Raw genomic sequence first — 20848 nt, forward strand, 5'->3', positions numbered from 1 at the left:
GTTTGGCCGCGCTCCGTCGCCCACCATCCTCCCCTCAGCCCCACCCGCAATCGTCAACCCATTGGACGACGGCCGCCAGTATTAGATCCGGGCGGCCTTCGAGGGAAAGCGGGGCGCCGTCGTCGTTCTATTGCGCCTTGATCTCGGCGAGCCGCAGGCCATAGGGGTAGACCTTGAAGTTCGCGAGCTTCGGCAGAGCATTGATCTGGATGATCACGTATTGTGCCTTGACGGCAGTCGGCAGCTGGAAGACGAGTTGAGGGCCGTTGAACGAGCTGGTCCCAGCAAGCGTGGCACCGGCGAGATCAGGGGCCGCGTTGGTGTAGACGCTCACGCTTCCGCCAGTCGCGCCGAGCTGATCGAGCTCGACCTGCTTGATGTCGGACACCTCCTTGAGCTTGACCGACAGGGCCAGGCTCTTGGCAAAGCCGCCCCAGTCCTCACGGGCGAATTCCATGTCCGACCAGTAGCTGGCCGGGTTGCCGTCGTAGGTTGCGGGCAGTTTCGAATCGAACTGGTTCGCGAAGGTCAGCTCACTAGGGTTGAGGCGGGTGACGGACTCGATGACGGGGGCGACCACCGGTGCAGGTGCCTGAGACTGTCCCGGTGACGGCGTCCCCGTCGAGGTGGCGCTGGGACCGTTGTCAGCCGACTTGGCCCCGCCGGCTTGGGGCTGGAAGACACTTCCGAGCGTGGTGAACGCGAAGATCAGAGCAGCGATGAGGACCACCGCGAGGATGCCTCCGACCAGCCACGGCACGGACTTGGGTCGCGTGGACTCGTCGTCCTCTTCGAGCTCGTCATCCCGATCGAAGAAGCTGCCGGAGCCGCCTGACCAGGCGGAGTCACGAGCCTGAGGCGGAAACGCGGTGCCCCGGGCAGGCGGCGACGGATCGCGGGGAGCTGCAGCGGTAGGAGCAGCCCGTACGGCCTGCGTGGGTTCCGGCTCGGTGGGGCGAGGAGCGCGCTGTTCCGATCCGCCCGGCCAAGGCGTGACCTTGGGAGGCGTCGGGGCAGGGTGCTTGGACCCGGCAGCAGCAGCAGCCGCCGCCGCGGCAGCTGCCGCCGCGGCAGCGCCGGGGGCTCCGACACCAGGCCCGCGCTGCGGGGCCTCACGCTGCGGGGCCTCGCGTTGCGGGGCTTGGGGCTGGGTTGCCTGGGGCTGGGTGGCCGCCGGCCCCGCAGAAGCGGACTGGGCCGAAGGGCGGGCAGGCTGAGGCCGATCGGCTTCCGGCTGCGAGGACCGCGGCGGGGCTGCCGGCGGCGGCGGAACGGGGCGCGCGGGAGCAGGGCGCTGCTCGACCGGAGGCTCCGGCCGGGACGGGGCCTGGGACTCGGACTCGGCATCCGAATACTGGATGTAGTCGTGCTGGCCATGGTCGTACAGGCCGTCGTACGTCTCGGGCTCCCTGGAACGGGCCTCACCGAAGATCTCGCTGCCGAGGCTCTCGGTGAAGAACGGCTCCACGTACGGCTCTTCCTGCGCCACGATGAGGTCGAGCAGGTCCGCGGCCTGAGCGTGATTCGTGATCAGGTACGTCGCACCGTGGCTGGTTCCCAGGTCGAGCACCTGGATCCCGACATGGCGCTCACCGGTCGCCACTTCACGCGCGCTCTGGGCGAGCTGCTCGGCGTTGTGTGGAGCAGAAACAAGAATGCTCACGGGACGGTTGAGGATCTGGTCGACCCCGTCGAGGACGAGGTCTCCATCGTGCGACTCCACGATTGAGGACGTGACCTTGTACCGACCGCCGAGCACGCTGCCGACGTCGATGGACTGGGACACGGGTACCTCCTGCAAAGTCTGCCCCGGCCAGCCCGGACATGCCGGGCCCTTGCTATCAATCGATCCTAGCGGACGGTATCCCGACAGCTTGCTTCACGCGACGGGCGGCACCGGAAGCGATCCTGGAATCAGGCGTCGGGGAAATGGGGGTTGCTCCCGGGAGGGCCCTGATAGGTGCGTCGTCCCGGGACGGGCTGGTTGGGTGCGGATGCCGGCCGGGCACGGTACATGTTCGGATCGAACTGGCCCGAAATGCGCGGAATGATGCCGGTGTCGTCGGACAGGGTGGGCGAGGTCTCCCGGAGCGCATATACCGGCTGCCGGGGCTCGGCTGGCTCCTGGCCCGCTTCGGCGGGGACACCGCCGTCGTTCGCTGTCTGAACAGGCGACGGCGCTGCCCCGCCCCGCCCGCCAAGGCGGCCGAGAATGGGCCGCAGGAGATCCCGCAGCTCGGTGACGCCGAAGAGCCGCAGCAGGAGCAGATAGACGATCAGCATGGCGACGCCGATGACGACGATCGACACGAGAGCGCTGTAGATCGAGCTCCAGATGAAGCCTTCGCGCGAGAGGCCGCCCAGGAGCCACACGGCGAGGGCCCCCACGACGGCCGCGCCCAGCGCTGCGTACCCCATCCGGATGTACGACCGGGCGACCGTGCCGCCGTCGAGATGGCCGAGCCGCCGTCTGAGGTAGGCCCCGCTCAGCACCACGGAGAGGATATTTCCGACCGTATAAAGTAGTGCGATCGCGAAGATGATGTAGCGCGCGGGCAGGAACTGGATGACCGTCGCGCCGACCACATTGAGGACGCCGAGCCAGACCTGGATCTTGAAGGGCGTCTTGGCGTCCTCATAGGAGTAGAAGACGCGGGACATCATGAAGTTCGCGCTCAGGAACGGGGTGCTGAGCGCGAGGATGCTGAGCGTCTGGGCGAGCATGACGCCGTCGGTTGCGTGGCCGCCCGAGAAGAACATGCCGAGGGGCGCGGCGAGGGCGAAGAGCGCGAGGGCGCTGAACACGGTCGCAACGGCCATGGTCCGCAGCCCCTGCGAGAGCGCGATGCGGACCCCGCTGCGATCACCCGACTGCGAGGCCTGCGTCATTCGGTTGAAGAGGACGGTCGCGAGCGAGAGCGCGATGATCGAGTGCGGCAGGAGGTACAGCTGGCTGGCCATCTCGAGGACGGTGTTACCGGGGATGAACTGCCAGGCGGGGTCGCCTGCCTCCCGCAGCTTCTCGCGGACCGCGCCGGGCTGGGACGCGATCTTCATGAGATAGAGGAACGTGAGCTGGCCGACGGCGGTGGTCGCGAGCGTCCACGCCCCGATGCGCGCGGCCGCCCCCAGCCCCACACCCCGCCAGCCGAACTTGGGCCGCAGCCCCAGCCCGAGCCTCGCCACCGGGATGATCAGGATCGCGGTCTGGATGACGACGCCGATGGTCGAGGCGCCCGCGACGAGCAGCGTCTGCCCCGTCCCCCAGTTGTCGAGGGTATGCGGGTGGCCGGCATTGCTGCCGAAGATCCACACGAACATGCCCAGGCCCGCGATCGCCACGACGTTGTTGATGACCGGCGCCCACATGGCGGGTCCGAAAGCGCCATTGGCGTTGAGGACCTGGGTGAGCAGGGCGTAGAGCCCGTAGAAGAAGATCTGCGGGAGGCACCAATACGCGAAGACTGTGGCGAGGGCGAGCTGCTGATCGCTGTAGTCGGAGGTGGTGAGCCGCATGACGAAGGGCGCAGCGATCGTCACGATGGCCGTCAGCGAGAAGGTCACCAGGACGCCGAGCGTGAGGAGCCGGCTGATGTAGTCGGAGCCCCTGTCCGGGGCGCGGCTCGCCTTGATGATCTGCGGCACGAGCACCGTGTTGAACACGCCGCCCGCCACGAGCAGGAAGATCAGGTTCGGCAGGTTGTTCGCGTTGACGAAGGTGTCCGTCACCGTGGAACCGAGGCCGAGGGCGATGACCAGGAGGAGGGACCTCACGAAGCCGAGCACGCGCGAAAGGAGCGTGCCGACGGCCATGATCGCGCTGGACTTCGCCTCGGAAGCCGCGCCGTTCGATGCAGCCATCAGACCGTCACTTCAGCAGATGCTCCGGGAGGACCTCCCGGGCCAAGTCCGCGATGCGCCGCTCGTTCGGGAACGACAGCCGGCGGGAAAGCTCGGAGATGGGGACCCACGCGACGTCGACCGCCTCCTGATCAGGATCATTCTCAATGGTCAGCTCGCCGCCGGTGGCTTGAAGCAGGTAATGGTGGACGGTCTTGTGGACCCGGTGCCCGGTCACTGTGAACCAGTAGTCGATGCTTCCGAGGGGCGCGAGAATGCGGCCGTCGATGCCCGTCTCCTCGCTGATCTCGCGGACAGCCGCCGTCTCATTCGACTCCCTGCCCTCGGGGTGCCCCTTCGGGAGGCACCACTCGAGGCGCCCGCCGCGGTTGAGCCGCGCAATGATGGCGACGGGCAGGTTCGGATCACCGGTATCCACGATCACGCCGCCCGCAGAAATCTCTTCGACAGTTGGCAGCGAGTGCACGTAGGTTTGGCCCGCCGGAGCGACGTGCGGTCCAATCGCGGACGGCAGCGGCGCACTCCTCCTCTTCTGAGGATCGCTCGGCAGCGGAATCACCATGCAGTCCACTCTAACCAGAAGCGTGTGGCAATGGTTCGAGCCGTGCGCGCGCCACGTGACCCATGACAGCTCCCCAGGGGCGAATCCGCACGGGCCTGATGAATCTGCCAAGCTTTAAGGACTATGGCATCAGAAGACACCCACCGGGGGCGCACCACCGCGCCCGAATCTTCCGTCGACTTCGCGGTCGAGCCCGTGGCGCTCGAACTCGGGCGGCGGTTCGTCGATGCCGGCTTCGAGCTCTCGCTTGTCGGCGGCCCCGTGCGGGATCTCTTCCTGGGCAGGACCTCGCCCGACCTGGATTTCACTACCAACGCGAGCCCCGACCAGACGCTGGCCGTCATCAAGGGCTGGGCGGACGCCTTCTGGGAGATCGGCCGGGACTTCGGGACGATCGGGCTCCGCAAGGACGGCTTCCAGATCGAAGTCACCACGTATCGCGCGGAGGCCTACGACGCGGAGTCGCGGAAGCCCGTCGTCGCCTTCGGGACGTCGCTTGTCGGCGACCTGGAGCGTCGCGACTTCAGCATCAATGCCATGGCTCTGCGCCTGCCGTCCCTTGAGCTGGTGGATCCGTTCGGCGGGGTCCGGGATCTGCACGCCGGCGTCCTGCGCACGCCGGGCACTCCGGAGGATTCGTTCTCGGACGATCCGCTGCGGATGATGCGGGCGGCGCGCTTCGCCTCGCAGCTCGGGGTCGACGTGGCGCCCGAGGTCAGCGCCGCGATGACGGCGATGGCTTCGCGGCTCACAATCGTGTCCGCGGAGCGCATCCGGGACGAGCTGGTCAAGCTCATCAACGGCGCCGCGCCCCGAGCCGGCATTGACCTTCTGGTCGAGACGGGGATCGCCGACGTGGTCCTCCCCGAGGTCAGCGCGCTCCGGCTCGAGGCCGACGAGCACCATCGCCACAAGGACGTGTACCAGCATTCGCTCACCGTGCTCGAGCAGGCCGCTGCGCTGGAGACCGGGCCCGAGGGACCCGTGCCCGGCCCAGACTTCGTGCTGCGGTTCGCCGCTCTCCTGCACGATGTCGGCAAGCCGGCTACGCGCCGCTTCGAACCCGGCGGCGCGGTGTCCTTCCGCCACCACGATGTGGTGGGCGCGAAGCTCGTGAAGAAGCGGATGCGCGAGCTGCGGTTCGACAACGAGACCATCAAGGACGTTGCGCGGCTAGTGGAGCTGCACATGCGCTTCTACGGCTACGGCGACGCTGGGTGGACCGACTCCGCCGTGCGCCGCTACGTGACCGACGCCGGGCCCTTGCTGGAGCGTCTGCACCGGCTGACTCGCTCCGACGTCACCACGCGCAACCAGCGCAAGGCCGACCGCCTCTCCTTCGCCTACGACGACCTCGAGAGCCGAATCGCGGAGCTCGCCGAACAGGAAGAGCTTGCGTCCATCCGCCCCGATCTGGACGGGCAGCAGATCATGGCCGTCCTGGGGATCAAGCCGGGGCCCGTCGTGGGCCGCGCGTACCGCTTCCTGCTCGACGAGCGGATGGAGAACGGGCCGTCCTCCGAGGAGGAGGCTCGGGCCACGCTGCTTGAATGGTGGGCCGCGCAGCCAGAATCGTTGGAGACTGAGACGAAGGAGACCGAGTGAGCGTCGAGGATTTCGGGCTGCCGAGGCTGTGGCTGCTGCGGCACGGCGAGACCGAGTGGTCGCGGAGCGGCCAGTACACCGGCCTGACCGACCTTCCGCTCACCACCGAGGGCGAGGATCAGGCCCTGGGGGCCAAGACAACGCTCGACGGCGTGACCTTCGGTCTCGTGATGACCTCACCGCTGCAGAGGGCACGGCGGACGGCGGAACTCGCCGGATTCCCCGAGGCGGAGATCGAGCCGAACGCCGTCGAATGGGACTACGGCGACTATGAAGGCGTCCGCTCGGCCGATGTGCGGAAGAAGAATCCCGACTACCTCATCTGGAAGGACGGCGTGCCCCACGGCGAGACGCTGGATGACGTGGCTGCCCGAGCGGACGTCATTGTCCAGCGGGTGCTGGCCTCCGGCGCAGAGAATGCACTCCTCGTTGCCCACGGCCACTTCTGCCGAATCCTGACGGCCCGCTGGCTCGGGCTGCCGCCCTTCGAAGGACGGCATTTCATTCTGGGCACCGCTAAAGTCTGCCGGCTCGGCTGGGACAAGAAGACCCCCGCGGTCGAGGCCTGGGGTCTCTGACAAATAACCGAAGAATAAAACTCGGCCGGTGCTTGCAATTCCCTTGCGGCATCGGCTAGTTTTGTTTCTGTTCGTGTGAGGAATCGCAGCAGAGGGGGTCGGGACCATGATGGTGACCAAGGTGTTCTACCGTGGCCTGCTGCTGCCGTTCTCGGGGACTGTGCGCGGCTGAGCCCGCTGCCCTGACGCACCCGGGCGTTGTGACGCCCTTCTTTCCGTAATTCGTGCCGGCGGTTTGGCCTGCCGATTTTCGGCCTCTCGATGACCTGTATTTATTGCGCCTTTTAGCCTGCGCTATGTGCGGTCTATTTCGTGTGGCCTGATGTTCCCGGGCGCCGGTTCCTTACTTTTCCGCGCCCTTTTTCGGGCCGCCGTCGTCCTCATTCTTTTCACCAAAGGAGGTGACCATAGTGCTGCGCGCACTGCTCCATGTACTGCTTGCCCACCTCGATTCGGGGCGCATCGAAGCGCACCGCGAGGCTGTCCATCGCACTGTCTCACTCACGATTCCACAGCGGTAACGTCTGGTCACAGCCGCGACTATCGTGAAGAATCCTTGTGACAGCACAGATTGTGCATGCACAAGGAGAGGGGACCATGCGCAGGAAAATTGTTGCTGCCCTGGCGGCCGTGACGGCGGCCTTCGGGCTGGCCTTCGCCGCTGCGCCCGCCCAGGCGAGCACCGGCGGCACCGCGGACGGCGACACCCACGCAGGCGTCGCGATCATCGTCAACTACACGCCGGAGGGTCGGTTCCGCTGCTCGGCGGTGCTCATCTCGCCGACCGTCCTGCTCACCGCCGGACACTGCACCGCCGGGGTCGTCGGGCGAACGCTCGTCTCGTTCGATTCGTTCATCGCCGAGACGAACCCGCCGTCGCCGTTCCCCTCCGCCAAGGATCCGAGCGTCGGCTACACGTCCGCCGACTTGGCGGGCCGGATCTCGGGGACCACGGTCACCGATCCTGACTTCGCGAATGCCCCGGCGAAGAACATTCCGAATGACGTCGGCGTGGTGATTCTCGACCAGCCCGTGGATCAGCCGACCTACCCGCTGGCGGCCCTCGGCACGCTCGACCTGGCACCCGGTGACGTGCCGAAGACCACGGTGACGGCCGTGGGCTACGGAGCGGAGCTTGCGAAGCCCGCCGTCGGGCCGCAGCGCCGGGTGCCCGTCTCGTACCCCCTGTTCCGCCGCTCGGTCGATCTGCGACTTCAGCAGGTCGAGTCGGACTACTTTGTGACGCACGCGAACGTGAACCCGGGAGCCGGCACGGGTGGCGTCTGCAGTGGGGACTCGGGCGGACCCGTGTTCCTCAACGGCGCGATCGTTGGCCTGGTGAGCTTCGGCAAGCCGGACTGCCTCGCCCTCGACGGAATGCAGCGGGTGGACATCCCGTCCATTCAGAATTTTCTCGCGCCTTACTTGGGCTAGACGCTGCAGCTGACCCTCTTTGACGAATCGCCGCCCTGGACCCTCGTCCGGGGCGGCGATTCCCATGAATGGCGCGAAAGGCGGCCGGTATGCTCGGAGCCATGGAACCAACTGGGTCGGATGCTGGGTCCCGAACGGTGATCTCGCCGAGCCGAAACGACCCTTTGGTCCATACGCTGTCCGAGGCTGTGGGCGGTCCGCTGGGAGATCATGCGGCGCCCGGAATTCTGCGGTCGGGCTGGTGGACGCCGGAACTCGTGCTCCTCATTCTGACGACGATCGCGGCGGTCGGCGGCGTGCTCATCAAAGGCTATTGCCGGGTGAACGGCTGGAGCACGCCCAGCCAGTTCTACGCGACGTGCTATTCGGACTTTCCGACCCTTTTTGCCGAACGGGGCTTCGCCGATCACATCCTGCCCCTCTTCTCGCAGGGGCAGCCGTTCGAATACCCCGTCATCACGTCGCTGATCGCGGGGATCAGCGCACTTCTTGTCCCCGGCTCAGGGGTGACGCCGGCACGGGAAACGGCGTATTTCGACATCAACGCGATCGGCCTCGCGATCATGTGGATGATCGCGGTGATCGCCACGTCACGCTCCAACCTGCGGCGCCCCTGGGACGCCGTGCTGGTCGCTATTGCACCCGGTATCATCCTGGCCGGGTTCATCAATTGGGACCTGTGGGCGGTCGCCCTCCTGTCCCTGGGCATCCTCGCCTTCGCGCGGAACCGCCCCGTCCTGGCGGGTATCGCGATCGGCCTCGGCACCGCGACCAAGCTGTACCCGGTGGTGTTCCTCGGCGTCCTGGTCCTGCTCGCGATCCGTACGGGCCGCTGGCGGCAGACGGGCCTGACCATCGGAGCGGCGATCGTCTCGTGGGCTGTGGTCAATCTTCCGGCAATCATCGGCAACGCCCACAACTGGGCATACTTCTTCGAATTCTCGGCCAGCCGCGACCCCGGGTTCTCCTCCGGCTATTACGTGTGGAACCTGCTCGCCGACCGCATGCACTGGGCACGGCTCTCCACGCCGACGGTCAACGTCATGTTCACGGTCTCCTTCGCCCTGTGCTGCCTCCTCATTGCGTTCGTCGCTCTGCACGCTCCGCGGCGTCCCCGCGTCGCTCAGCTCGCGTTCCTCGTGGTCGCGGCGTTCGAGCTCACCGGCAAGGTCTACTCGCCCCAGTACGTCGTCTGGCTCATTCCGCTGTTCGCCCTTGCGCACCCCCGATGGCGCGACTTCCTCATCTGGATGGCGGCCGAGGCCCTGCACTGGGTGGCGATCTGGATGTACCTCGGCTGGACCACGAGCAACGGGCCCGTTCAGAACAACATCGATACGCCGTACTACGTCATCGCGGTCGTGGTACATATGATGGCCGTCGTATATGTCTGCCGTCATGTGGTCTGGGACATTTATGACCCCTCGATCGACCCTGTCAGGCGGAGCCGCCAGGACGACCCGCAGGGCGGCGAGTTCGACGGCGCTCCGGACGCCTTCACTCTGAGCGGTCGCCCGAGTGCCCCTGTGCCCGCGACGGAGCCCGCAGCATGAAGCTCTTCCACAGTCCTCCCTTTCATGCCGTAGCAGGAATAGATCGGGCGCTCATGGCCAGAGTTGCCAAGCTGCCAGCGGGTCCCTGGGACAGCGGCTTCGCTGTCCTCACGCGCGCCGCCAGCAAGTCCGCGCTCTGGTGCGGGATCGCCGTCGCCCTCTCCACCGTCAAGGGGCCGCCTCGCCGCGCCGCGGTGCACGGGCTCGCCGCTGTCGCCGTTGCCTCCGCCGCGGTGAACATCGTGGGGAAGCACCTGCTCCCTCGGGCCAGGCCACAGGCAAGCAGCCTTCCGCTCTACCGGTTCCTGAACCCGCAGCCCACGAGCTCCTCCCTGCCCAGCGGGCATTCAGCCTCGGCCGTGGCCTTTGCCACCGGGGTTGGGCTTGTGAGCCCACGACTCGGCATCGCGCTCGCCCCGGTCGCGGCGGCCGTCGCCTACTCGCGCGTGCACACCGGGGCCCACTGGCCCAGCGACGTGGTCCTCGGGTCGGCGCTCGGCGCCGGCGCCGCCTTCGCGACCCGCTCGTGGTGGCCGCGGCAGGAGGCAGCGCCAGCTCCCCATTGCGAGCTGGCGGAGGCCCCGGCGCTCGACGGCGGGCGCGGGCTGGCCGTCGTCGTCAATCCGCGCAGCGGGGGCAGCGGGACGGATGCCGACGAGCTGCGCGATGACTTCCCGCACGCGCTGTTCCACGTCCTCAGCAAGGATGACGACGTCGACGAGGTGTGTCGCAAGCTCGCGGCTCGGGAGGGGATCCAGGCGCTGGGAGTCTCCGGGGGCGACGGGACCGTGGGTGCCGTGGCCGGCGTCTGCGCGGACCTCGGCGTGCCGCTTGCCGTCCTTCCCGGAGGAACATTCAACCACTTCGCCCGCGACGTCGGGGCGTCGGACCGGGAGGCGGTTGCGGCGGCCGTCTCCGCGGGGCAGGCCCTGCGGTGCGACCTGGGGCGGGTGCGGGCCGAGCGGGGAGCCCGCGAGGATCCCGAGGTGCGCGAGTTGGCCATGGTCAACACCGCGAGCATCGGGGTGTATCCGAACCTCGTGAGGCGCCGCGACACCCTGCAACACCGTCTCCCAGGTTTGGGGAAACATCCGGCCGCGCTGCTTGCCGCGCTTGAGACCTTCGCCGTCAGCACGCCGACCCGGCTTCTGCTGGACGGCCGGTCCCGTGTGATCTGGACTCTCTTCATTGGACGGGGTCGCTACTGGCCGCGCGATCTGGCGCCGCTCGAGCGCCCGATCCTGGACGACGGCGTCCTCGACCTGCGCGCGATCAGCGCCGATCCCCGGTTCGCCCGGCTCCGACTGCTTGCTGCGATCGTCACCGGCACTACCGAGCGGAGCCGTGACCTCGAGGCGTGGGAGGCTCGGCGCGTCGACGTCGAGGCGACCGATGGCGATCTGGTCCTCGCTGTCGATGGCGAGGTGCTTGCCGGCGTCCGGCGCGTCACCCTGACCGTCGATCCCGGCGCGCTCACCGTGTACTCGCCGCGGGGGGCCGCGGAGAGCCGACGAGAATGAGAAGGTGACGTCCTTCCGCCCCTTCGATCTCGACCCGGTCGGCCGCGGTCTCGCCGTCGCAGCTTCGGTTCGCGAGCTAGAGCAGTCGCTCGACGGCGGAGCCGCGGTGGTGCAGGCACCTCCGGGCACCGGGAAGACCACGCTTGTCCCGCCGGTCGTCGCCAACCTCCTCCTGAACGGTGCGGGCGGCGACGGGGGGCCGGCTCGCGTCGTCGTCACCCAGCCGCGCCGGGTCGCCGTGAGGGCTGCCGCCCGCCATCTGGCTGCGCTCGATGGCAGCAGGCTGGGCGAGCGCGTCGGGTACACGGTGCGCGGCGAGCGGCGCATCGGGAGCGGGACCCTCGTTGAGTTTGTGACACCCGGAATCCTCCTGCGTCGCCTCCTCGCCGACCCATCACTCGACGGTACCGGGGCCGTGATCCTCGACGAGGTCCACGAGCGCGGGCTCGAGACCGATCTCGCGCTCGGGATGCTCGCCGAGGTGCGGCAGCTGCGCGAGGACCTCACGCTCGTCGCGATGTCGGCGACGCTTGACGCTCGGCGCTTTGCGGCGCTGCTCGCGGTCGACGGCGGCGCCCCGGCTCCCATCGTCGACTCGCCCTCCGCGCTGCATGCGCTCGAGGTGACGTGGGCGCCGTCATCAGCTCCGCGGCTCGACGAGCGCGGGGTGAGCCGCGCGTTTCTCGACCACGTCGCGGCGACCGCAGCCGCTGAGCACAGTTTCGCGCTCGCGCGGGGCCACGATGTGGACGCGCTCGTGTTCCTTCCCGGGGCGCGCGAGGTGCGGGAGGTCGCGGAGCGGCTCAGGTCTCGGGTCGCGGGCACGGAGGTCATCGAGCTCCACGGGCAGGCGCCGGCGGCGGAGCAGGATCGTGCCGTCGGAGGCCGGGCGCCGGGCGAGCTCCCGCGGATCGTCGTCTCGACCGCGCTGGCCGAGTCTTCGCTCACGGTGCCGGGAGTGCAGCTCGTAATCGACTCGGGCCTCGCGAGGGAGCCGAGGCGGGACGCCCTGCGCGGAATGTCGGGCCTAGTGACGGTCTCGTGCTCGCGAGCGTCGGCCGAGCAGCGCGCCGGCCGCGCGGCGCGGCAGGGGCCGGGCCGCGTGGTGCGGTGCTACGACGCCCGCGCATTCGCCGCCTTCCCGGCGCAGTCCCCGCCGGAGATCGCGACGGCAGACCTCACGGAGGCCGCACTGATTCTTGCCTGCTGGGGCGCGCCCGGCGCGCGAGGCCTCGCGCTGCCAGATGCCCCGCCCGCACCCGCGCTCGAGGACGCGCTCCGGACACTCGACGGCATTGGCGCGATCGGCGCCGACGGTCACGCGACCGACCTCGGCCGGATTCTCGCGCGCATTCCCGCAGATCCGCGCCTGGGCCGCGCGCTGCTCGATGGCGCGCCCCTCGTGGGCGCACGGCAGGCTGCGGAGGCGGTGGCGCTCGTCGCCAGGGATCTCCGGGCACCGGGTGCGGACCTCGGGCGCGTGCTGTCTTCACTCCGTACGGGGGTTGAGGCGGCCTCGCGGGCGTGGGCGGACGACGTGCGGCGCCTCGAACGGATCGCGCGCGACGACGCGGTGGCGGCTCCCGCTTCGGACCCCCCGCCTCTGGCGACGGACCCGGAGAAGGTGGGGTTCGTCGTCGGCCTCGCGTTTCCACGGTCCGTCGCGCGGAGGGTGCCCGGCGAGCCGCAACGGTACCTGCTCGCCTCGGGGAGCCGCGCCGGGCTCCCCGCGGGAAGCCCTCTCGCGGGGCACGAGTGGCTCGCCGTCGCGGACGTATCTCGCGCCCAGGGACGCGACGCGGCGGGCACAGGGGCCGTCATTCGTGCAGCCGCGCCCCTCTCCCGCGAGGCCGCCGAGTTCGCGGCGAGCCATCTGCTCGCCGACGAGGTGCGCGCGCAGTTTGTGGAGGGGCGGGTTGTTGCGCGGCGAGAGCGTCGTCTCGGAGAGATCGTCCTGGCGTCGACGCCACTGCGGCCCTCGCGCGATGAGGGGCACGCCGCCGTGGTCCGCGCGCTGACCCGGGAGGGGCTGGGCGTCATCGGGTGGTCTCCCGCCGCCGATGCGCTGCGCCGCCGGCTCGCGCTGGTGCGCCGCGAACTCGGCGACCCCTGGCCGGACGTTTCCGAGCCCGCGTTGCTCTCGCGGCTCGACGACTGGCTCGCGCCCGAGCTCGACGCCTTGGCCGCCGGCGTTTCCGCGCGCTCCGTGGACCTCGCCGAGCCGCTGCGCCGGCTCCTGCCGTGGCCCGAGGCCGCGCGGTTCGACGAGCTGGTGCCCGAGCGGCTCGAGGTGCCCAGCGGATCCCGCGTGCGGATCGACTACCCTGCTGTGAGCGCAGCAGCGGACGACGGCGCGCGGCCGGTTGTGGCGGTCAAGCTCCAGGAGTGCTTCGGGTGGGCTGACACGCCGCGGCTCGTGGACGGGCGAGTCCCCGTGCTCTTCCACCTGCTCTCCCCGGCGGGGCGCCCGCTCGCCGTCACCGGCGACCTCGCCTCGTTCTGGTCGGGGCCGTACGCGCAGGTGCGCGCGGAGATGCGTGGTCGGTACCCGAAGCATCCGTGGCCCGAGGACCCGTGGACCGCCGTCGCCACGGCGAAGACGAAGCGGCGGCTTGAGGGCAGATAGTCCGGCCGGACGCGTGCCCAGGCGGCGCCTTCAGGCGGCGAGCGGGTGGCCCAGGGCGGTGACGTAGCGCCCGATGGCGTCCTCCGCCGTGGGAACGACGCCGAACACCTCGCGTTGCCGCCTCGTGTCCGCCACGTAGCGGCCAGTCTGGAACCAGTCGATCATCGAGGCCATGTCCTTGACCATCGGGTTCGCCAGAAGGCGCCCCGCCGTATCGATGACGCCTGTCGGGACGCTGCGCACCCGGATGCGCTTGCCGAGGAGGCGCCCCGCGATGTCTGCGATGTCCTTCATGCTGACTGGGCGGTCCCAGCCGATGTCGATGCGGTCGCCGGGGCTGACGTCTGCGTCGACGGCGGCGGCGAGGAAGGCCGCGAGGTCCGCGGTGAGGACGAACGTGAGCGGGGTGGTCGGCGAGCCGAACCAACTGAGGCGCCCCTTCGCGAAGGGGTCGCCGTCGAAGCGGGCGACCTGATCGAGGAACGCACCTGGCCGGAGCGCCACGAACGGCACGCCCTGCTCCTCGAGCCGGTCCTCCATCTGCTTCTTGTGCCAAAAGTGCGGGACGTCCGGGGTCTGGTCGCACGTGAGGATGCTGGTGAGGACGAACCTCCGGACGCTCGCACGCGCCGCGGCGTCGGCGAGGTTGCGGTTGCCGACAACATCGATCTCGTCCGTGTCGCCCTTGCTGTGACGGGTATAGCCGGCCGCTGTGGTGACGACGGCGTCGACACCCTCCATCGCCTGGGTGAGCGACGCTGGGTCCATCATGTCGCCGCGGGCGATCTCAACGCCGTCGGCCTCGAGGCGCGAAGCGTTCGAGGAAGGCCGGACGAGGGCGCGGACCTTCTTGCCCCGCGACTGGAGCGCGCCGACCACCTGGCTGCCCAGCCAGCCCGTGGCACCGACAACAAGAACTGGCGCATCGCTCATGAGCCCTCCTTGGGCAGAACTCTCGCGGTCTCGCGGCTGGAACTCTACTCCTCATGGCGGCCGGCTGGTACGGTCGCGCCCAACGCGTTGCGGTCAGTGCAGGAGTGCCGGCTCGGCGATGCGGTTCGTCGTCGCACGCGCGCCGCGGAAGCCCCGGATGATGAGATACAAGGCAAGGCTGACCTCCCAGGCGAAGATCGGGACGACGGCGAGGCTGAAGGAGCTCGGGGCCTGAGGCGTGAGGGCGAACAGCTGCCAGACGTTCATGGCGAACACGAGCGGGGCGCCGACGAGCCCGAGGATCGGGATGATGCGCGGCACCAGGCCCGAGCGCAGCAGAACGGCAGCGAGGACCGCGGTGTTGGCCGGGCAGATGAGGCCGGGGCCCACGATGAACGTCCAGTTGTGGATGGCCGCGAGGGCTTGGATGAGTCCGGCGTTGGCGCTGGCCCCGGTTCCCTGGGCGAGGGCGACGGCGGCGACCAGCGGTGTGACGCCGACGGCGATCACTCCCGCCTCGAGCGTGCGGAGCGCCGCGTAGCCGAGGGCCATGCCCTCGTTGACCCTGCGCACCACGGGGAAGAACGCGACCCCGGTCCCCACGATCGCCAAGGCGAGGACGACTTCGAGCAGGCCCCCGAAGAGCGCCCTGCCGCTCGCTCCGGCGCCCGCCAGATAGCTGCCGTAGTCCGTGCTGCTGAGGACCGGCCCGTAGAGCACCATGCCGGCGACCGAGGTGACGTGCGTGAGGAGGAAGAACGTGCCGATGGCAATAGCCGTGCGCCGGGTGGAGCCCATGATGATCCCGTTCCTTTGACTTAGGTGTACGGCGTACACCTTCAATGGATCCAAGTTAGGTGTACGCTGTACGCTTGTCAATGGGCGCGAAGGAAGTGGGCTGATGGCCGCATCAGGAGCCAAGGGGCAGAGAGGGCAACTCAGCCGCGAAAAGGTGCTGCGCTCCGCCGTCGCCCTCGCAGATCACTCCGGGCTCGAGGCGATCAGCATGCGGAGGCTGGCCCAAGCGCTAGGGGTGGTGCCGATGGCGCTGTACAAGCATGTGGCGAACAAGGATGAGCTGCTCGGAGGCCTCATTGACGCCGTGCTCGCCGAGATTGAGCCGGCTCACGAGGGGTCGGACTGGGTGGCAAACGTGCGACGGCGGATCCTTTCCGCGCGCGCCGTCATGCTCCGCCACCCCTGGGCACGTCGGGTCATGGAGGCCCAGCCCGCGCCGACGCCCGTGGTCCTTGCCTACATGGATTCCACCATCGGAATGTTCCTGGCCGGCGGACTGTCCGTGGACCTCGTCCACCACGTGATGCACGCGCTCGGCAGCAGGATCTTCGGCTTCACACAGGAGCTCTACGAAACGGACCCCGGGGCTGCCCCCGAGCTCCCGCCCGAGGCGGCGGCCGCCATGGCCGCTGCGTTCCCCGGCATCGTTGCCGTGGCGTCGAGCCGCCCGCATGATCCCGGAAGCGTCGTGGGGTCAGGGTGTGACGATCAGTTCGAGTTCGAATTCGGGATCGACTTGATGCTTGCCGGCGTTGAGCGGCTCCACCGGTTGGGGTGGCGGTCAGCGGACCATGACCGGGAGGCCGCTTCGGTGCTGTGAGGGCCTTTCCGATCCAGGGCGGCGTCGATAAGGGGTGGATCTCAATCATCGACGCTCAAGAATGATGCGATCGCGTCGACGACGGCTGCACGACCTGTCATCATCGGCGCGTTGTGGCCGCCCGCGTACCACTCGAGCTGCGAATTCGGGATGCCTTCGTGCAGCTCCTCTGCGAGGCTCGGCGTCGCAATGCGGTCTGCTCGGCCGCCCAGCACCAGCGTTGGCGCGGTGATCTCTGCAAGCTGACTGCGGGCATCGAAGCCGTCGGAGGCAGCGCGTTGCCTCCGGAAGGCGTAGGCAGGCTGCCGCGGTTTCGCGCCAATCGGGACGAATGGCGCGATCGACATCAGCAGGGAGCGTCGACGAGCCGGCAGGCGCGCGGAGGTCGCGAGCAACACCAGGCGGCGGACCATGTGTGGTTGGTCCAGTATCAGCTGCAGAGCGATCCTTCCGCCGAGGGAGTAACCGAGCACGTCGAGCGGCGCGAGTCCGGAATGCTCCGCGACGGCAGCCGCATCCGCCGCCATGACCGAAATGGAGTACGGTTCGTCGGGCTTGTCGCTCAGACCCGCCCCGCGGTTGTCGATCGCTATGACTCTCGCCCTCCGGGCAAGTGCCGTCACGAACGGCGCCATGTCTTCGACGGAAACACCAAGGCCTGGAATGAACAGCAGCGGTAGCCCGGAGCCGCTCACCTCGTAGTGAAGCCGGACGTCTCCGTGGGGCGCGAAAGGCATAAGACGACGCTATGCCCTGTTAGGGGGCCGTGGTCTGCGCGTCCTGATTCCGCGCTTCATCCAGATACGAATAGGCGGTGACGCGGGAGATCCCGAGTCGCGCGGCGATGCTCTCGACGCCCTTCCTCATCTGCAGGACTCCCTGCTGATCGAGCCGGGTGAGGACGGCGATGCGGTCGTCACGGCTCATCTGCTCCACGGGCTTGCCGATCTCGCGGATCGCTTCGGTCACCATCGCGTCCATGACCGAGACCAGGTCGCGCCCGAAGAATTCGTTCGGCCGCTCGGTGGATTCGGCGGACGTCTCGCCCAGCAGCCCCTCGAGCAGTCCCCGGACCTGCTGGATCGTGCTGATGTCGAAGTTGATGCAGAGCGCCGCGATGATTCGCCCCGCGGAGTTGCGGAAGTACACGGACGAGCAGCGCAGCTGCCGCCCGTCGCTCGTCAGTCCCCGGTAGCCGAAAGCGTTGTGGTCGGCGCCTTGATCGTGGAGCACGCTCGCGCCGAGGCTGCTGGAGGGACCCCCGACCTCGCGGCCTGTGACGTGCCCGTTTTCAATGGCGGCGATGGTGTGGCCGAGATCCGGGTCCGGGGCCGACAAGTCGTGGAGCACCACTTCGCACCCGGGTCCGACCGCGGCCGCCACCGCGTGGATGACGGGGCGGAACACGGCGAGGATCTCGTCCACGGACTCGTAGGTCCCCATGTGCGCCAGGCCGTCGATGGTCTGCTGCGCCGAACTAGCGGTCATGGTGCTTCCCTCGCTCATAGGACAGTGTTACCAGGCTCACCGACGTAGACAAATCGTTAGACCCTATAGACAAATCGTAAGAGGCGTAGACATACTGTTCAAGCGTCTTCTCCGGTTCGGCCATCTGCCGAAGCCGGGACCAAGAACACATCTGGACCTAGGGTAAGGAGGCTCTCATGGTACGGACGGAGCAGGAACAGCAAGCGTCGTGGAGAACGGTGATACCGCGGAAGCAGCGGCGAGCAGTCGCGGGCGGGTCGATCGGGACCCTGATGGAGTACTTCGACTACTACCTGTACGGCCTGGCGTCGGCGACCGTCTTTCCCACCGTGTTCTTCCCCAACAACGACCCCGTCGTGGGGACCCTCTCGTCGTTCGCCAGCTTCGCCTTCGGCTTTCTGCTCCGCCCGATCGGCGGCCTGATCTTCGGCCACGTCGGAGATCGCATGGGCCGCAAGACGATGCTGATGATCACGGTTGTGGGCATGGGCATCTCGACGGCCGCGATCGGCCTGATTCCCCCTGCCGGTGCCATCGGAATCGCGGCGCCGATTCTGCTTCTGTTCTTCCGGATGCTGCAGGGCCTGTTCGTCGGAGGTGAGATGGGAGGCGCAGCCGCGCTCGTCGTAGAGCAGGCTCCTCCCGGCCGCCGGGGGCTGTTCGGCGCGCTGCTCATCAGCGGCGCCGGCATCGCCAATGTGGCGTCAGCAGGCCTTATGGCCGCGGTCGGGGCTGGCTCCAAGTCGTTCTTCATGGAGTGGGGCTGGCGGATCCCGTTCGTCTTCGCCCTCGTTCTGGCTGTCATCGCCATCGTGCTCCGTTCCAAGCTCGAGGAATCCGACGAGTTCAAGGATCTTGCCGCAGCCCGAGCGCGCACCCAGGAGAAGGCCAAGTCGCCGCTCCGGGAGGTCTTCCGCCATCCCAAGAACGCGATCCTCGGCATCCTCATCGGCCTGCCGCAGAGCATTGCCGGGTACCTCGTGCTGACATTCGGCCTCGCCTTCATGGTCTCCAAGGGCACTCAGGCGCAAGTCGGATTCCTTGGCACGATGATCGTCGGCGTCCTGCAGATTTTCGCGGCGCCGCTGTGGGGAAGCCTGTCCGACAAGATCGGACGCCGCAAGACGTACATCGGGGCGTGCATTGCCTTCGCCCTGCTGCTCTACCCGGCCTTCGTGCTCTACGGGACCCAGGTGGCCGTGCTCATCTGGTTGGGCATGATCATTGGCTTCGTGATCCCCGGCGTGGCCATGCAGGGCACCCTTCAGACCATGCTCGTCGAGATGTTCGACGTCGAGGCGCGCACCACCGGCGTCAACATCGGCTACCAGATCTCGAACACGATCGGAGGCGGCTTCGCCCCTCTCATCGCCACCGCTCTCTCGGCAGCCTTCGGCAGCGTGCTGCCCGTGATCATCTACGCCGCGGCCATCGCGCTCATCGGGGTCATCGCGACCGCCTACGCCTCGTTCCGACCCGACGTCGAGAACGCGGGCCGGCTGCACGAGATTCACTGACAGCCCCGACCTCACACCATTCACCAACGAAAGGGACCATCATGACCACCATGACCAAGACGGCATTCCGTACGAGCAACGCCCCCCAGCCCGCAGGCCCCTACAGCCAGGGCATCGAGGCGAACGGCTTCTTCTACACGGCGGGCTTCGGGCCGCAGGACCCCGCGACGGGAGCTGTCGCCGACAGCGTGGGCGAGCAGACCCGCCAGGTCCTGCGCAACGTGCAGGCGATCCTCGCCGAGCGCGGTCTCACCTTGGACGACTGCGTCAAGACCACGGTCCATCTGGCCGACCTGGCGGATTTCGCGGAATTCAACGAAGCCTACAAAGAGTTCTTCTCCGAGCCGTACCCCGTGCGCACCACGGTCGGGTCGCAGCTGGCGGACATCCTCGTGGAGATCGACGTGGTCGCCGCGATTCCTGACGGCAGGTGACCCCTTGACGTCTGCCCTTCGCCTGGACGAGCTGGGGAGCGAGCGGCTGTCCGCCCGCGACAAGGGGCTCCCCGCTCGCGCGGTCGGCATGACCGTGGCCGAGTTCCTTGCCAGCGGCCCGCGGCTTTCGGATTTCTGGACCCCGATCGTGGCGCTCGACAGCGAGGCCCTCGAGAACAACGTCGCCGTCATGGCCGAGTGGACCAGGGCCCGCGGATTCGAACTGATGCCGCACGGCAAGACTACGATGGCCCCCGCGCTCTGGCAGAGGCAGCTCGAGGCGGGCTGTCTGGGCATCACCCTCGCCACCATGGGCCAGGTCCGCACGGCGCGCTCGTTCGGACTGGGCTCGATCATGCTCGCCAACTCCGTCGTCGATGAGCGCTCCCTCCGCTACCTCGGGGGCGAGCTCGCCGACCCCGAGTTCCGCTTTGTCTGCTGGGCCGATTCGGTCGAGACGATCGAGGCCATGGAGCGGGCCCTGCGGCAAGCTGGGACACCGCGGCCCGTCGACGTCTGCGTCGAGCTCGGGGCGGTGGGAGGGCGCACCGGCGCTCGAAGTGTCGGGGAAGCGGTGGAGGTCGCCAAGCGCGCGGCCGCCTCCGACGTCGTCCGCCTCGCCGGTGTCTCCGGGTACGAAGGTTCCCTCGCCCACGACCGGACGGAGTCGTCGCTGGAGGCGGTGCGCGCCTACCTCCGCGCGCAGGTCGAGCTGCACGAGGCTCTCGGCGGGCTCTATGACGACGACGGCGACCTCTACGTGACCGCGGGCGGGAGCGCGTATTTCGATGTGGTCGCCGAGGTGTATAGGGACGCGATGCGGGCCGATTCCCGCACGCTGTGGACCCTCCGCAGCGGCGCCTACATCACCCACGACGACGGTTTCTACCGCCAGATCTCGCCTCTGGACGAAGGAGCACGCACGACGGCGGGCTCCGCTGGCTCGGGCGAGGCTGGCTCGGGCTCCACTGGCTCGGGCCGGCTCCGCTCGGCGATCCGGGGGATTGCGCGGGTGGTCTCGCACCCCGAGCGCGGGCTGGCCCTGCTCGACGGCGGCAAAAGGGACTTCCCCTTCGACGAGGGGCTCCCGATCCCGCGCCTGACGGCGGCGGATCTGGG

At 68.5% G+C, this 20848-nt stretch carries 17 protein-coding genes; 10 read left to right on the forward strand and 7 right to left on the reverse strand.

Annotated features, from left to right (window positions below):
- Positions 1 to 127: 127 nt before the first annotated feature.
- The 3 genes from ACTHL9_RS19060 to ACTHL9_RS19070 form a co-directional block, all read right to left on the reverse strand.
- The gene (locus tag ACTHL9_RS19060) at positions 128 to 1786 is read right to left on the reverse strand and encodes an ABC transporter substrate-binding protein (protein ID WP_440520866.1); all 1659 of its coding nucleotides are present in this window, start codon (positions 1784 to 1786) and stop codon (positions 128 to 130) included.
- Between the two features lie 128 nt (positions 1787 to 1914).
- Complete coding sequence (gene murJ, locus ACTHL9_RS19065) at positions 1915 to 3861, reverse strand: murein biosynthesis integral membrane protein MurJ (protein ID WP_440520868.1); 1947 nt, start codon at positions 3859 to 3861, stop codon at positions 1915 to 1917.
- 7 nt (positions 3862 to 3868) lie between these two features.
- Complete coding sequence (locus ACTHL9_RS19070) at positions 3869 to 4375, reverse strand: NUDIX hydrolase (RefSeq protein WP_440520885.1); 507 nt, start codon at positions 4373 to 4375, stop codon at positions 3869 to 3871.
- A 171-nt stretch (positions 4376 to 4546) separates the two neighbouring features.
- Here ACTHL9_RS19070 and ACTHL9_RS19075 point away from each other — a divergent pair, with 171 nt between their 5' ends.
- From ACTHL9_RS19075 to hrpB, 6 genes are all read left to right on the forward strand, one after another.
- On the forward strand, positions 4547 to 6028 hold the full coding sequence (locus ACTHL9_RS19075) for a CCA tRNA nucleotidyltransferase (RefSeq protein ID WP_440520870.1): 1482 nt from the start codon (positions 4547 to 4549) through the stop codon (positions 6026 to 6028).
- Positions 6025 to 6606, forward strand: coding sequence for a histidine phosphatase family protein (locus tag ACTHL9_RS19080; protein ID WP_440520871.1), 582 nt, complete (start codon positions 6025 to 6027; stop codon positions 6604 to 6606). Before ACTHL9_RS19075 ends, ACTHL9_RS19080 begins: the two co-directional genes overlap by 4 nt.
- A 597-nt stretch (positions 6607 to 7203) precedes the next feature.
- Entirely contained in the window at positions 7204 to 8040 is an 837-nt protein-coding gene (locus ACTHL9_RS19085) for a trypsin-like serine protease (protein WP_440520872.1), read from the forward strand.
- 101 nt (positions 8041 to 8141) lie between these two features.
- Positions 8142 to 9593, forward strand: coding sequence for a glycosyltransferase family 87 protein (locus tag ACTHL9_RS19090; RefSeq protein ID WP_440520874.1), 1452 nt, complete (start codon positions 8142 to 8144; stop codon positions 9591 to 9593).
- A gap of 53 nt (positions 9594 to 9646) precedes the next feature.
- Positions 9647 to 11113: a bifunctional phosphatase PAP2/diacylglycerol kinase family protein gene (locus ACTHL9_RS19095; RefSeq protein WP_440520875.1), complete on the forward strand. Its 1467-nt coding sequence runs from the start codon at positions 9647 to 9649 to the stop codon at positions 11111 to 11113.
- Positions 11114 to 11117: 4 nt separating this feature from the next.
- The gene (gene hrpB, locus ACTHL9_RS19100) at positions 11118 to 13739 is read left to right on the forward strand and encodes an ATP-dependent helicase HrpB (RefSeq protein WP_440520876.1); all 2622 of its coding nucleotides are present in this window, start codon (positions 11118 to 11120) and stop codon (positions 13737 to 13739) included.
- A 30-nt stretch (positions 13740 to 13769) separates the two neighbouring features.
- Here the strand turns inward: hrpB and ACTHL9_RS19105 are convergent, their stop codons facing one another.
- Both ACTHL9_RS19105 and ACTHL9_RS19110 read right to left on the reverse strand, forming a co-directional pair.
- Complete coding sequence (locus tag ACTHL9_RS19105) at positions 13770 to 14672, reverse strand: SDR family oxidoreductase (RefSeq protein ID WP_440520877.1); 903 nt, start codon at positions 14670 to 14672, stop codon at positions 13770 to 13772.
- Positions 14673 to 14765: 93 nt separating this feature from the next.
- Positions 14766 to 15470 carry a DUF4386 domain-containing protein gene (locus ACTHL9_RS19110; protein ID WP_440520878.1) on the reverse strand — a complete coding sequence of 235 codons (705 nt, stop codon included), beginning with the start codon at positions 15468 to 15470 and terminating at the stop codon, positions 14766 to 14768.
- 103 nt (positions 15471 to 15573) lie between these two features.
- Between ACTHL9_RS19110 and ACTHL9_RS19115 the strand changes: the two genes are divergently transcribed.
- On the forward strand, positions 15574 to 16290 hold the full coding sequence (locus tag ACTHL9_RS19115) for a TetR/AcrR family transcriptional regulator (RefSeq protein WP_440520879.1): 717 nt from the start codon (positions 15574 to 15576) through the stop codon (positions 16288 to 16290).
- Positions 16291 to 16331: 41 nt separating this feature from the next.
- On the opposite strand, the gene ACTHL9_RS19120 is transcribed toward ACTHL9_RS19115, so the two are convergent.
- Together ACTHL9_RS19120 and ACTHL9_RS19125 are read right to left on the reverse strand one after the other, a co-directional pair.
- On the reverse strand, positions 16332 to 17027 hold the full coding sequence (locus ACTHL9_RS19120) for an alpha/beta fold hydrolase (RefSeq protein WP_440520880.1): 696 nt from the start codon (positions 17025 to 17027) through the stop codon (positions 16332 to 16334).
- A 19-nt stretch (positions 17028 to 17046) separates the two neighbouring features.
- Positions 17047 to 17778 carry a helix-turn-helix transcriptional regulator gene (locus tag ACTHL9_RS19125; RefSeq protein WP_440520881.1) on the reverse strand — a complete coding sequence of 244 codons (732 nt, stop codon included), beginning with the start codon at positions 17776 to 17778 and terminating at the stop codon, positions 17047 to 17049.
- Positions 17779 to 17954: 176 nt separating this feature from the next.
- Here ACTHL9_RS19125 and ACTHL9_RS19130 point away from each other — a divergent pair, with 176 nt between their 5' ends.
- The 3 genes from ACTHL9_RS19130 to ACTHL9_RS19140 all read left to right on the forward strand — a co-directional run.
- The gene (locus tag ACTHL9_RS19130) at positions 17955 to 19295 is read left to right on the forward strand and encodes an MFS transporter (protein WP_440520882.1); all 1341 of its coding nucleotides are present in this window, start codon (positions 17955 to 17957) and stop codon (positions 19293 to 19295) included.
- Between the two features lie 41 nt (positions 19296 to 19336).
- On the forward strand, positions 19337 to 19729 hold the full coding sequence (locus tag ACTHL9_RS19135; protein ID WP_440520883.1) for a RidA family protein: 393 nt from the start codon (positions 19337 to 19339) through the stop codon (positions 19727 to 19729).
- 4 nt (positions 19730 to 19733) lie between these two features.
- A partial coding sequence (locus ACTHL9_RS19140) for an alanine racemase (RefSeq protein WP_440520884.1) occupies positions 19734 to 20848 on the forward strand: 1115 nt, incomplete at its 3' end.

Source organism: Sinomonas sp. (genome assembly GCF_051955515.1).
In the GTDB taxonomy this organism is placed as follows: domain Bacteria; phylum Actinomycetota; class Actinomycetes; order Actinomycetales; family Micrococcaceae; genus Sinomonas.

Bases quoted from the DNA above. Each gene is read 5' to 3' on its own strand.
- ACTHL9_RS19120 (WP_440520880.1), bottom strand. From the start codon at position 17,027: ATGCCTTTCGCGCCCCACGGAGACGTCCGGCTTCACTACGAGGTGAGC.
- ACTHL9_RS19110 (WP_440520878.1), bottom strand. From the start codon at position 15,470: ATGGGCTCCACCCGGCGCACGGCTATTGCCATCGGCACGTTCTTCCTC.
- ACTHL9_RS19125 (WP_440520881.1), bottom strand. From the start codon at position 17,778: ATGACCGCTAGTTCGGCGCAGCAGACCATCGACGGCCTGGCGCACATG.
- ACTHL9_RS19105 (WP_440520877.1), bottom strand. From the start codon at position 14,672: ATGAGCGATGCGCCAGTTCTTGTTGTCGGTGCCACGGGCTGGCTGGGC.
- ACTHL9_RS19085 (WP_440520872.1), top strand. From the start codon at position 7,204: ATGCGCAGGAAAATTGTTGCTGCCCTGGCGGCCGTGACGGCGGCCTTC.
- ACTHL9_RS19095 (WP_440520875.1), top strand. From the start codon at position 9,647: ATGGCCAGAGTTGCCAAGCTGCCAGCGGGTCCCTGGGACAGCGGCTTC.
- ACTHL9_RS19135 (WP_440520883.1), top strand. From the start codon at position 19,337: ATGACCACCATGACCAAGACGGCATTCCGTACGAGCAACGCCCCCCAG.
- ACTHL9_RS19090 (WP_440520874.1), top strand. From the start codon at position 8,142: ATGGAACCAACTGGGTCGGATGCTGGGTCCCGAACGGTGATCTCGCCG.
- murJ (WP_440520868.1), bottom strand. From the start codon at position 3,861: ATGGCTGCATCGAACGGCGCGGCTTCCGAGGCGAAGTCCAGCGCGATC.
- ACTHL9_RS19115 (WP_440520879.1), top strand. From the start codon at position 15,574: ATGGCCGCATCAGGAGCCAAGGGGCAGAGAGGGCAACTCAGCCGCGAA.
- ACTHL9_RS19130 (WP_440520882.1), top strand. From the start codon at position 17,955: ATGGTACGGACGGAGCAGGAACAGCAAGCGTCGTGGAGAACGGTGATA.
- ACTHL9_RS19075 (WP_440520870.1), top strand. From the start codon at position 4,547: ATGGCATCAGAAGACACCCACCGGGGGCGCACCACCGCGCCCGAATCT.